Raw genomic sequence first — 13062 nt, 5'->3', positions numbered from 1 at the left:
TTTAGAAGCTATAAGTGATGTTACCGTAAATAAAACGGCCATCTAAGCTGTATGGCGCAAAGCCACTATAAGGGAAAATTTGGTTGAAATCGCTGTAACCAATATTACTAACAGTATCTTGAGGGTACTGATCAAACAGGTTATTGGCGCCTAATGCAAACTTCCACTGCTCATCAGGGCGATAAGCCACTTCTAAGTCAGCAATCCATTTAGCATCAAGTACTTCATCACCATCTTCACTGCTTGCAGTGTCAACTACTTCACCATAACGAGTTGCTCGTAATGTCGTTTGGAAGTTTTCATAATCCCATGTTGCAGATAGGTTCCATTTATCGGCTGGTGTGCCTTTTTCAAAGCGTGTGATTTCACGACGAGAAAAATACTCGTAGCTATCGCCAAGGGCTTCTAGCTCTGCTGGGTTTTCTTTAACATGTGTCACTTCGGTGTCGTTAAAGTTAACCGCTGCACTTAAGCGTAAATCACCATAGTTTTCTAAACCTAATGAGTAGGTCGCAACAATATCAACGCCTTGCGTACGTGAATCAATGGCATTAGTAAAGTAACGAACGCGCTGCGTATTTACTTCGCCCGCTTCGGCTAAAATCGCTTCAACTTCAGGGCCGCTTAAGTTTTCAGACAATACGATACGGTCGTCAATTTCAATGCGATACGCATCAAGGGTTAAGCTAAAGCCGCCTTGCGTAAAGATGAAACCCGCCGTCATATTAACTGACTCTTCAGCGTCTAAATCACGAGCTCCCAGTGCTTGCGCTGCTGGCTCATCAACAGGGAATAAACCCACTTCATTTGGCACACCATTTTCAAAAACAGTGCTTACTGATTTATAAGATGTTTGGGCCAGTGAAGGTGCTCTAAAACCTGTGCTAATTGCACCACGTAAAGACAGTGACTCGTTAATGCTGTAACGCGAAGCAAGTTTTGAGGTAAAGGTACTACCAAAATCACTGTAATCTTCAAAACGACCTGCTAAAACAAGGTTCCAATCTGTAGTTAGGTAAGTATCAAACTCTGCAAATACCGCAATGTTATGACGGCTTTTATCTGTTGCACTTTCTGGTGAGAAACCAGGTAACACTTGCGCGCCACCGGCAGCAACTGGATTGCCATCGTCATCTAATACAGTGAGGTAAGAGGCTGTTTCACCTGCTTTGATTTGGTAGTTTTCGTGACGATACTCAGCACCAATCGTAACAAACACATCATCAGGTAAACCTAAATCTAGTGTGTTGCTAGCATCCATGTTCACTAGGTATTGTTCATACACAAGTGAGCCATCGTCAAATTCTGTTGGGCTGCTAACACCCATCGAGGTATTTAAGCTGTTGCTTACGCCAATACCAAAATCGTTGCGACCATAATTGGTGCTTACATCCCAAGCCCAATCATTAGTTTCGCCATTTAGACCAATTGCAAATGAGTAATCATCAACATCGGTATCAATTTGCGGTAAGAAACCGTCAGGATACACTTCAGTTAAGTTACGAGAATCTTTGGCGCGACGATAAAAACCACCTGAGTTACCTTTACGGTTTGAGTAACTTGCAAATGAGTAAAGCGATAGCGAGTTATCAAACTCATAACCTAGGTTATAAAAAAGCGCGAAGTCTTCGATATCGGCTTTACCAAAGCGGTGGTTATAGCGGTCGAAATCAAATTCACGCGAATCTAAATCGCCATTTTCATCACGGCTATATTGCTCACGTGCATCAAAGCCAGAGCGATTTGTTGGCTCGTTATTACGTGACTCAATCGACACGTTAATAAAACCATTATCGCCAAGTGCAAAGCCCGCATTAGCACTTGCTGTACGCGTAATGCCGTCGTTTACTTCACGGTCGCTGCCAGTTTCAAAGCTTAAGTTGCCTTCGCTATCGGTTGTGGTGTTTAGTAGCTGAGGAGAGCCTGCCATTTGTGTGTCGTATTCACCATATGTGTAGCTCACGCTACCGCCTTCATCGGCATCTTTTAATACAATATTGATTACACCGGCAATCGCGTCAGAACCGTATTGAGCTGCAGCGCCATCACGCAGAATTTCAACACGTTTAATTGCAGAAGTCGGAATATTATTTAAATCAACTGCCGTTGAACCACGGCCAACCGTACCATTTAAGTTTAATAATGCGCCGGCATGGCGGCGTTTACCATTAATAAGAACTAATGTGTGATCAGGGGCAAGGCCACGTAAAACAGCCGGTTTCGCGTGGTCAGTGCCATCAGCAATGGTGGCACTCGGGTAGTTAAAGCTTGGTAATTGTGATGCCAATACTTGGCTCATATCAAGCTGGCCTGTGCTTGATAAATCGCGGCTTGTTAATAAATCGACAGGCACGGTACTTTCAGAAATGCTACGAAGGCTTCGGCGAGTACCTGTAACAGAAATAACTTCAACATCTTGAACGGTGTTGTCAGTTGTTTGCTCAGCAGCGATTGCAGTCACTGATGTAGCGAGTGTACTTGCAATTGCGAGTTGCAAAGGTACTTTTTTAAAAAATGTCATTGTTGGATCCCTTCTGACGTTGATTTCGCTTCGCAGTTTATCAATAAAAAAGGAACAAACAAATAACATAAAAGTATACTATATGATTATCTTAACAAGCTATTTAGCTCACTATATTTACATTATATTAACTTGATTAAGCGCTAATGCTTATTTTATTTCTACCCTCTGTTTTTGCTCGGTATAAAGCAGTATCTGCTGCACAAATTAATGCCTCTGAAGTACGGTATTGATTATTAAACTCACAGGCAATTCCTTGGCTTACACTTATTCTAAAATCACTTGGTAAACCTATATCAGTAAATGGCATGTTATTTACTTTTATTTGAATATGCTTAGCAATAGCGGCGGCCGTGTCTTTTTGGCAGCGGGGTAGTATAATGGCGAATTCTTCACCACCATAACGCGCTGCTAAACAATCACGAGAAGGGAGTGATTCTGCGATTATACTTGCTACTTTTTGTAAGCATTTATCGCCTTTTACATGACCAAATCGGTCGTTGAATAATTTAAAGTAATCAATGTCGATTAATATAGTGCTAATGGCTTGGTTTGTTTGTACGCTTTCTTGCCAATGCTCTTTTAATGATTCCTCAAGAGTTAATCTATTTGCAAGGCCGGTTAAATGGTCAGTGGTAGCCTGTTTAATTAAGCGGTTATATTGTTCTTTGTGTGATGATAAATCGTGTAATACACAAATAAATAAATTTTCTGCAACGGCAATGTTTTTTGGCAGGCTCGATATACATAAATCCGCCTCAAGGGTTTTACTGTCGGCGCGGTTTATTTTAACTTCGTTTGGACCAAGGCTTATCGGCGAGTCTTTATGGTCTAACCAACTGAGTAGAGTATACATATATTTATCACGGTCGGTGTCGTGTAGGTAATGTAAAATGTTTTGCCCGATTAACGCTTCTTGGTTGTCACCTAAAAGCTGAGCCGCCATCGGGTTTGCAAATTCAAACGTGCCTTGGCCATTAATGATAAACACTCCCTCAGGAATGTTCTGAAACATTTGGGCAATCAGTGCAAGTTGCTCTGAATTGATAGACTGCGGTAGTGCGTTTTTCGCTTCTGGTTTTGCAGTGCTTGGTTGTTCATTTTTATTAGTAGACACGTTCGTTTCCTTTTTGCCGATGCAAACGATTTTGGTGCCTATAAAGTTACTTAAAAAAGTGCAAATTAACCTTCCGGTAATCTTCTGGTTTTAAATTGTTGTTTTATAATGCAAAAAGCTCCTAAGAAGGAGCTTTTCACGAGAGGTTTTTAGTTTTCTTTTTCGTTCTCAACTTGTGGATCTGCACTTTCATAGCTTGTGCCATTGCACTCTACGATGAAAATCATACACGCAGTACCGCTATTTTCATCTGAATCGGCAATCTCAATTGTTTGGCCATTGTTAGTGACTTTAAAGCTAAAGTCTTGCTCGCAATTACCTTCAAGGTTTGCAAATTTAGCACCTGTAAATTGAAAGCCTGCATCCACTGTTGCATCATCAAGTGTATAAATACCTAGGCTGTTTCTTTCATTGACAGTGCCGCCTCCAGAAACTTGCTGACCGTCTTGGAAGTATGTGAATAAAGCTTCATTTTCAGTGTTAAGTTTAACATTCACTGTAAAGTTGAAAGTTTGACTTTCGCTCATTGTTATTACCTTCTAGTTGTTTTTTATAGATCAAAGTTAGTAATACCTAACTCTATTAGTTTACTTTTAATTGTACCTACCTCACTTTCCTTGTTTAAACATGTGTAGGCTTGAATAAGTGGGTAAGTTCTTTTTATACTTTTATCGCCGTTATTATTTTCTTCAATTGCATTAATAGCTTCTTGGCATGCTTGTTGTCTTGCTATCTTGTCTTCAGCAAGCTTTGCTTTAACTAAATTAACCTTTATCAGAGCAGCGAGGTTTTCTATTTTGCTAGTGTCAGAAATTCTCTCTATAAAATCTGAGTTGCTTTCTAACTTTAACAAAAGGTCTTCGGCTTCGCTTAAAAGGTTTCGATTGATATAATAATGAATCACCCCAATTTGAATATTTATTGAGGTTGTATCTGAAAACCCTTGGTTATTAATGTAACTCAAAACATCTTTTACTCTTTCACTTTTTTTGCTTTTATCTAACAGCATTAATTGGTATGCAAGTGATCTATAAAAGGTGCGTTGAAACTTTTGATTTTTTTGATCTTGTATTCTAGCTTGGTTAATCGCATTAGTTGCTTCTTCGGCTTTTAAAAATGCCGCTTTCTTATTTGGGAAGTAGCTCAATAAAAAGCTTTGCTGCATATAAGTGTTTGCTAAATAATTATATATGCTTGCATCATTCGGTGACGTTTCAAGCATGTTGATTAGCTCTTGAGAGGCTTGCTCAAGTAGTTCGAGTGCAGCGTTTAGATTCCCTTGGCTTTCTTCTGTGGTTGCAATCCAGCTAATGGTGTCTGTTTTATCGCGTAATAAGTTTTTGTTATTAGGTTTAAGCTCAAGGGCTTGGTTTTTAAGTTTTAAAGATTCAGTAAAACTTTGTTTTGCAAGTGCGTAATTAAACTGTTTTAAATACAGCGAACCAAGAGAATTGTGTGAGTAAGATAGCTCCATAATTGAATTAAAGTCATTAGGGGCAAGTTGATACATCTTTTCACTGTAAGCCAAGTAACGTTTGAACATTGGCTCAGTCGCTAAGTAATTACTTTGCTCATAAGTTAAATTACCAAGCCAAAAAGCATTAGCCCCTGCGAGCATTAGTAAATCAAGGTTGTTGGGTTGAATTTGTAGTAATGATTCTAGGCGCGTTCGCGCATTTTCAAAGGCGGTGAAGGCTTCGTCGGTTTTGCCACGAGAGTAGGCGACTTCGCCCATAGCCTCTAAGGTTTGAGCGTATTGAAAACGGTTATTAAACTGGGCTTGTTTATCGCTAAAGTCAAACAACGACGCTGTTTCTTCGTCTTGATTGGTAAAATACTCAAGGGCTTTGTTGCTAATACCATCCAGTAAATCCATACGCCTTACGCTTCTGAGTTTATCGGCAAATTCACCAACCATAAAGCCCAATAAACTCTCTGCTTCTTGGCGTTTTTGTTTTGCTATTTGTTCGGCTTGGTAGCTACGCACGCTCATAAATGTGGCAATAAAGGTTAAGCACACAAGTGCAGCCGCCGTTATTTGTAACACGCGTTTTTTACGTTTGACTTTATTGTTAGAAGCTTTAATTAACGCTTGTTCGTCGCTCGATAAGCTAAACATAGGGTTTTTAACTAGGGTTTGTGCTTCTTGCAGCGGTTTGCCTTGGGCTAATAAAAAGTCGCTGTGTTTTTGTTCAATCAGCCAGCGCTCGGTAGCTAGTTGCACACGGCTTTGAATTGCTAAGCTTTGTTGGTGTTCTTGCACCCAATCTATGGCGCGTTGCCAATGGCGTAGCAGCGCTTCGTGGGCAAGGCTAAAACAGGCTTGTTCATTTTTAAGGTGTGATACAAACAAGCGGCTATCGACCATGGCCTGAACAAGCTTGGTCGCAGCTGGGCTGGTTAATTCGCTCCAACGTGCAGCGCGGCTGGTGAGCGTTTCGCCATCTGGGCTTAAAGTGATCAGCTTAGAAAGGACTGCGGCAAGTTCAGTTTGTTGGTCTTTGGGTAATTGGCAAAATACCTGTTCGGCTTTTTTGCCGATGGCTCCTTCGATGGTGCCAAGCGCTTGGTATTCAGAAAACAATAATTCGTTGTCTGGGCTGCGCTGCAAATAAAGCTGTTGCAAGGTATATTGTAGCATTGGCAATGCATCTGGGTTATTGGCAGTGTCGTTACAAAGTTGTTCATCAAGCGGTGTGTGATGCTCTGGGTGATGTTGCCAACTTAAGCCTGCTGCAAGTGCTGGCAAACGGATCATTTGCTTTAGCTCAGAGCGAGTTGGCGCTAATAAATCAAAGTGTGCGCCATTGGCTTTACCTGCCATTAAACTTGGTTGATTCACTACTTGCGGGTAAAAGTCATTACGACAGGCACTAAAAATGATCATGCAGCCACTTGTTGCTAAGCGCTCAATAAGTGCTAACAGCTGGTTGCGCTCGTCATCGCTAAATAGCGGCGATGACAATAGCACTTCGAGCCTGTCGATAAATAAAAATAGATAGGGCGTAGTGCGCTCTGCATTTAGCGCTGCAAGTGCTGCTTTACAGCGAGAAATAACCAGTTCTGGATCTGTTAATAACAATTCAGCCAACGCATCGGCGCTTATATCGCTAAGTACAGGTGCGTCGTTTATTTCTAAATCGAGCAAGGTTGAGGCTAAATCAAGCAGTAAGCGCTCTTTGCTGACATCGGCAAAGTCGAGTTGACAGTAACTGTGTACTCTAATGCCATCGTAGCCATTACTCGACATTAAAGCGGGCAATACACCTGCGTTAACTAACGACGATTTACCTGAACCACTGGCTCCCAAAATTAAGCAAAATGCACGACCAAACTCTATTTGAGCCGATACCCGCTGCAACAAGGTGGCAATTTGTTTGTTACGACCAAAAAATACATCGGCTTGCTCTGGTGCAAATGCACTTAAGCCAACAAAGGGCGAATCACCTTGCCAACTGGTTTGGCTGGCTTTTTGTTCTTCGTTGAGTGGAAAGTTGATTTCGGCAATAACCCGATAACCGCGTTTACGAATGGTTTCTATGTAATGCGGATCGCTTGCTTTATCTTCAAAGGCTTTACGTAATTGGGTGATCACTTTATGTAGGGGGTTGTCACCCAGCGCTACATTTGGCCAGCAATGGCTGATAATTTCTTCACTTGTTAGTAGCTCACCTTGTTTTTCGCAAAGCAGCAGTAATACATCCATCGCCTTGGGTTCAAGATGCTTTGTTTCTTCACCGCGTCTGATTGAATTAGTAGCCGGAGTAACTTGCCATTCGCCAACGAAAAACAGTGCCGTATTCATAGTGTTATCTTCATTGTTATTGTTAGAAACGCAGTCCGATTGGACCGATTTTATATTAGATTACGGAATTCTTTGATTAATACAATATTATGAGATCAACAGCAAGCGCCTTGCCTTTTCTGACATTAAAAAATCATATTGATGTCGTGTATACAAAACTTTTTGTAAAGTTTGTTTGACTTTTTGTGTTGCTAGGTTAATCTTTAGTCAAGTTTACTTTACTTTTAAGGTGAGAATAATGAATCAAACAGGATTAACCTTTAAACAACGTAATAAGCAGAACACGCTAAACCTCGCTAAATGGACATCTGCATGGGTGATTACATTAGCAATTGCCTCATTTGGGCCACATTTTTTATGGCAAGAGCAGGCTTTTTTTAGTGTTGTGGCAATCTTAATTAATGTAGTAGTTGGCATCATGATGATTTTATCTAACAAAAGGCAACTACAAGGAATGGATGAGCTGCAGCAGCGTATGCACCTTAATGCAATGGCCATTACCTTGGGTGCAAGCTTGGTATTTGGTTTAGCTTATTCGGTGGTGCAATCAAGCGGTTTAATAAGCTTTAAAGAAGATATATCGCACCTCGTAATCTTTATGAGCTTAACCTATTTAGTGAGTCTTTTAATGATGAATAAGCAGTTAAACGACGAGGGCGAAGAATGAAAAACCGCTTGAAAGTGCTTCGTGCTGAGCACAACTACACCCAAGCGAAACTCGCAGAGCTTTTGGATGTGTCTAGGCAAACTATTAATGCGATTGAAAAAGGTAAATTTGACCCAAGTTTGCCATTAGCATTTAAAGCCGCGCGTTTATTCAACCTGAGTATCGAAGAGATATTTCAGGATGAATAAGCCTTCAGCCTTCAGCCTTCAGCGATCAGACTGAGAGCTGAGAGCTGAGAGCTTAAGGCTTACAGCTTTGTCTTTTCATTTGCATCGCACTTAACGACCACATTAAAAAACCACCTAAGAATAGTGCCGCCGAAACATAGCCTGTTTGACTAGGGAGTGCGCCTTCGGCAATAGCCATGCCCCCAAGCCAAGGGCCAATCGCATTAGCTGTATTAAACGCACACTGCACCAGCGCACCAATCATGGCATGCCCTTGTGGTGATACATCCATTAATAATGATTGGATCACGGTACCTAAACCAACACTAAAACCAATAAAGAAAATCACCGCGTATAACAGCCAAATATTATGGCTTGCGCTTACATAACTGGCTGCAAATACCACAGCACCAATCAGCGCAGCCCCTGTGGTTTTCAGCGGTGAGTGGTCGGCGGCTTTACCTAATACATAGTTACCTAAAGTACAGCCAATACCAAACATGATCATAGCAATAGAGATAGTGTAAGCAGGGGTATGGGTGACTTCTAAAATAGTGTCGGCAATGTACGTGTAAACACAAAATACACCACCAAAACCTATAATGATGATACCCAGAATGGTCCATACGAGCTTATTCTTTAATACACTTAACTCATCGAGAATCGATGTTGGCGCGGTATTTTTTACGTTAGGTACGTATTTCACAATCAATACCAAGGCAACTAACGCAAGTACAGCTGTGCCCGCTAAACAATAACGCCAGCTAAAGTTTTGCCCCACTAAGGTGACCATGGGCACACCAACAATAGTAGCAATGGTTAAACCCATAAATACTTTTGACATAAAGCTTGCGCGTTTATCGGCAGGGGCAATGTCGGCAGCCAATAAAATAGCGGCGGCGAAGTAGGCACCGTGTGGTAAACCACTTAAAAATCGAAATAAAATAAGTTGCTCAAGTGAGTTTGCAAAAGCACTTAAGCCATTGAATAAAAACATCATGCTGACAAACATCAACAGGGCATTGCGCTTACGCATGTTGGCGGTTGTGATCATAAATAGCGGCGCACCAACGACTACGCCTATCGCGTAAGCACTGATGGCATAACCACTTTGCGCTGGGGTAGACGAAAATGTTTCGCTGATCAGGGGCAACATTGGCATCATAGAAAACTCTGATAGGCCTAAAATGAATGTGCCTAAAGCCAATACTATCAGAATGGTTAACGTGCTTGCGTTGCCTTGGGAGTTGGCTACGTTAGTCATGTAATTCCTTTAAAATAAATTTAAAAACAAAATAGATTTTTGATAATTGAAAGTGCCAGCAACAAATACTTTGTTCTGGAGTAGAGATGTGTGCCCAGCACTATTGTAATACAAATTAATGGGGTTGATACAGTACTTTTTGGAACGTTCTATATTTGTTTGCTATAAGAAAATAACCTGAACTTCTTAAGTCTTTGCTGTTCAAAATAAATACAGAGAAAAAGCCAACTATACTTGGTTAATTAAATTGGTTTGAAGGAGAGCGCAATGAAAAAGATATTTGCTTGTATCGACGGTTCATGCATGACCGATGCGGTGACAGAAGCGGCTATTTGGATTTCTAAGCGCTCCAGCCATCCAATTAATTTTCTGCATGCATTAGAGCCACCTTTGCCGCAGGGCAGTGATGATTTAACCGCAATTATTGGTTTAGGCTCGCAAACCTCATTGTTAGAGCAATTGGCAAAACTTGAACAAGAGCGCAACAAAGTAGCGTCGCAGCATGGTCAATTATTGCTTGATGAAGCAATGAAAAAAGCCGAGCATGCAGGCCTAACCGAGATTGAGCAACAGCAGCTTTCAATGAGCCTTGTTGATGCTTTACTTGAACATGAAGACAATGCCCGTGTGATGATTATTGGCCGCTCTGGTAAAGGCCATTACGATGATTTTAAAGTACTGGGCTCGCATATTGAAACGCTGATCCGTCAGGTGCATACCCCGGTTGCGATTGTGCCGCCGCAATTTCATGAGCCAACTAATTTTATGCTTGCCTATGATGGTAGCGAACATACCGACAAAGCAATAACACAGATTATTAACGGGGGGATTTTAACAGGGTTAGATTGCCATTTAGTGATGGTTGATAAACAAGACGGTCACTGCCAAGACAAACTTGATAGTGCCTCAGCAAGGCTGGCTGAAAACGGCTTTAATGTGAGAGCGCGCATGCTCGATGGCGATGTTTACCAAGCGCTGTGGCGATATAAAAGTGACCACGCCGTTGACTTAATGGTGATGGGCGCATTTGGTCACTCTAAATGGCGGCAGTTCTTTTTAGGCAGCACGACCTTAAAAATGCTTGAAGATAGCCGTATTCCTTTAGTGGTGCTGCGCTAAGTTATTGACCTGTGACAGGGTGCGACAATATGTCACGTGTTCAGACTAATTAATGGGTTTTATAATCAGCGTCATTAATTATTTGCTTTGATTTTAAAAGAGTTATGAACACGCAATCTTCTCGCCCTGGTTTTTTATTTTCTAAAATTGCTGCAGCACTTAGCTGTGTTTTAAGTATTTCGGCCTTTGCTGATGATTCTATTGAAGTGATAGAAGTACAAGGTCATGCCCAAAATAACCATCAATTAGTTGGCTCTGCAGACGCATTACTGAAAGATTTAGGTGTTGATTTTTCAGCGGCCGGAGGGGTGTCTAACTTGCCGGTGATGAACGGCATGATGGGCGATAGAGTTAAAGTTTTAGTCGATGGTGCTGATGTTACAGCAGCGTGTGCTAACCAAATGAACCCGCCACTCTCTTATGTGTCGGCAAACCAAATAGCCTCTTACAGTGTTGTTGCTGGTGTATCACCGGTAAGCAGTGGCGGTGATAATATTGCCGGTGTTATTAGAGTAAATACGATTGCCCCTGAATTTAGTGATACAGACTCAGTGAACTGGCGCGCAGGCTATGTTACTGCCCAGTATAAGAGCGTTAACGACAGCCAAGCATACGCCCTAGGTGCAAGCCTTGCTAGCAAACAGTTTAGCTTGTCTTACCAAGGTAGCTATGAAGATGCTAACAGTTATGATGATGGGCATGGTGAGCGTGTACTTGATACCTTATATCGAGTGCAAAATCATGCTTTAACGGGCGCTATTCGTGATGAGAAACAACAGCTTGTAGTTAAGCTCACACATCAAAAAATTCCTTACCAAGGCTTTCCTAATCAATACATGGATATGACCGATAACACCAGCTATGGTTTCGTTGCTCAGTATCAACGTGAGCTTGAAAATGGTGATTTGCAGGTGCAAGTGAATGCGCATGATGTAAAACACGAAATGGGTTTTTTCAGTAATGAGAAAACCGGCATGATGCCAATGAATACCGATGCACAAGATTACAGTTATCAAGTTCATTGGCGCACTGATTTATCAAAACAGTCATCATTAATGCTAGGGCAAGAATATTACGGTTATCGAATTGATGATTGGTGGCCGGCGGTTGCAGGGTCAATGATGATGGGCCCAAATGAGTACGTAAACATTAACGATGGCAAACGTGACCGCCTTGCTGTATTTGCTGAGTACCAAAACCAAGTAAACCAAGCATGGTGGGTGTCGGCAGGTGTTCGTGTTGAGCAAGTCACCACAGATACTGGCGAAGTGCAGGCTTATAACGAAGGTGGCATGAGCGGTATGGCTAATATGGGCTCAATGATGGATATGTCAAAAACCGACGCTCAAGCTGCGATGGAATTTAACCAATTAGACCGTAAACGTGACGACACCTTAGTTGATATTAGTTTACTTGCTCGCTATCAATTATCGAATAACGATGAGCTGCAATTTGGTTTAGCTCGTAAAAACCGCGCACCTAATTTATATGAGCGTTATAGCTGGGGTGTAGGTACGATGGCAACCACCATGATTGGTTGGTTTGGCGATGGTAATGGTTATATTGGTAACCCAGATTTAGAAGCCGAAACAGCCCACACATTGAGCTCTAGCTACACCAAACTTGCCAAAGACGATAGCTGGCAAGTAACGGCAAATGTTTGGTACACGCAAGTAAATGATTATATTGATGCTGAAGTGACTAAGAGCTTTAATCGCACCGACATGGCGCATACCAAGCGTAATATTCTTACTTTTACGAATTTAGATGCCACTCTTTACGGTGCAAAACTGGCGGGCTTGGTAGAGCTTTACAACACAAAGCAAGCAGGAAAGTGGCAATTAAAAGGCTCACTAACCAGTACTTATGGCGAACGTGATGATAGCAATGAAGACTTATACCAAATTATGCCATTGCACACTGAGCTGAGCCTAGAGCACGAATACAAAGGCTGGCAAAACGCATTGAGCTGGCAATGGGTTGATAGTAAAACCCATGTTGATGAGCGCCGTTTAGAAAACCAAACCGACAGTTATCAGCTATTGGCATTCTCAAGTCAGAAAACGTGGCAAAATTTAACCTTTAAGTTGGCAATTACTAACTTACTAGATGAATACTACCAACAGCCACTTGGCGGTGTAAGCATTGCTAATTACAAGCAAGATATGAGTAATGGTTTTGAGCAACTTGCAGGGCAAGGCCGTTCGTATAATGCCAGTGTGAGTTATAGGTTTTAGAGAAAGCTATCAGCTTTCAGCTGTCAGTTTGAAGCTGAACGGTGTTGCTTACAGGCCTTTACCAAAGGCCTAGCTCGTAGGAGATGTATGGACTCCTCCCCCAAATATAGTGAGTACGGTATAAAGAAATTGGACAATTACTTTTACCAATAAGGAATCCATACA

Annotated in this window: 9 protein-coding genes; 4 read left to right on the top strand and 5 right to left on the bottom strand. The window is 41.6% G+C overall.

Annotated features, from left to right (window positions below):
• Window position 1 precedes the first annotated feature (1 nt).
• The 4 genes from AN394_RS17130 to AN394_RS17115 form a co-directional block, all read right to left on the bottom strand.
• Window positions 2–2521: a TonB-dependent siderophore receptor gene (locus AN394_RS17130; protein ID WP_055022096.1), complete on the bottom strand. Its 2520-nt coding sequence runs from the start codon at window positions 2519–2521 to the stop codon at window positions 2–4.
• Between the two features lie 136 nt (window positions 2522–2657).
• On the bottom strand, window positions 2658–3638 hold the full coding sequence (locus AN394_RS17125; RefSeq protein ID WP_082423014.1) for a sensor domain-containing diguanylate cyclase: 981 nt from the start codon (window positions 3636–3638) through the stop codon (window positions 2658–2660).
• Window positions 3639–3787: 149 nt separating this feature from the next.
• The gene (locus AN394_RS17120) at window positions 3788–4165 is read right to left on the bottom strand and encodes a DP-EP family protein (RefSeq protein WP_055022095.1); all 378 of its coding nucleotides are present in this window, start codon (window positions 4163–4165) and stop codon (window positions 3788–3790) included.
• Between the two features lie 23 nt (window positions 4166–4188).
• Window positions 4189–7443, bottom strand: a complete 3255-nt coding sequence (locus AN394_RS17115) for a winged helix-turn-helix domain-containing protein (RefSeq protein ID WP_055022094.1) — start codon at window positions 7441–7443, stop codon at window positions 4189–4191.
• A 238-nt stretch (window positions 7444–7681) separates the two neighbouring features.
• Between AN394_RS17115 and AN394_RS17110 the strand changes: the two genes are divergently transcribed.
• Window positions 7682–8110 carry a hypothetical protein gene (locus AN394_RS17110; protein WP_055022093.1) on the top strand — a complete coding sequence of 143 codons (429 nt, stop codon included), beginning with the start codon at window positions 7682–7684 and terminating at the stop codon, window positions 8108–8110.
• A complete protein-coding gene (locus AN394_RS17105; RefSeq protein WP_054551820.1) occupies window positions 8107–8298 on the top strand; it encodes a helix-turn-helix transcriptional regulator in 192 nt (63 codons plus the stop codon). The genes AN394_RS17110 and AN394_RS17105 overlap by 4 nt, the downstream gene beginning before the upstream one ends.
• A 52-nt stretch (window positions 8299–8350) precedes the next feature.
• Here the strand turns inward: AN394_RS17105 and AN394_RS17100 are convergent, their stop codons facing one another.
• Window positions 8351–9541 carry an MFS transporter gene (locus tag AN394_RS17100; RefSeq protein WP_055022092.1) on the bottom strand — a complete coding sequence of 397 codons (1191 nt, stop codon included), beginning with the start codon at window positions 9539–9541 and terminating at the stop codon, window positions 8351–8353.
• A 267-nt stretch (window positions 9542–9808) separates the two neighbouring features.
• On the opposite strand from AN394_RS17100, the gene AN394_RS17095 reads away from it, so the two are divergent.
• On the top strand, window positions 9809–10660 hold the full coding sequence (locus AN394_RS17095; RefSeq protein ID WP_055022091.1) for a universal stress protein: 852 nt from the start codon (window positions 9809–9811) through the stop codon (window positions 10658–10660).
• A gap of 104 nt (window positions 10661–10764) precedes the next feature.
• Window positions 10765–12897: a TonB-dependent receptor gene (locus AN394_RS17090; RefSeq protein WP_055022090.1), complete on the top strand. Its 2133-nt coding sequence runs from the start codon at window positions 10765–10767 to the stop codon at window positions 12895–12897.
• Window positions 12898–13062: the final 165 nt, after the last annotated feature.

The organism is Pseudoalteromonas sp. P1-26 (assembly GCF_001401795.1).
In the GTDB taxonomy this organism is placed as follows: domain Bacteria; phylum Pseudomonadota; class Gammaproteobacteria; order Enterobacterales; family Alteromonadaceae; genus Pseudoalteromonas.
The sequence above is the reverse complement of the archived record's forward strand: the minus strand, read 5'-3'. Positions and strand labels throughout refer to the sequence as shown.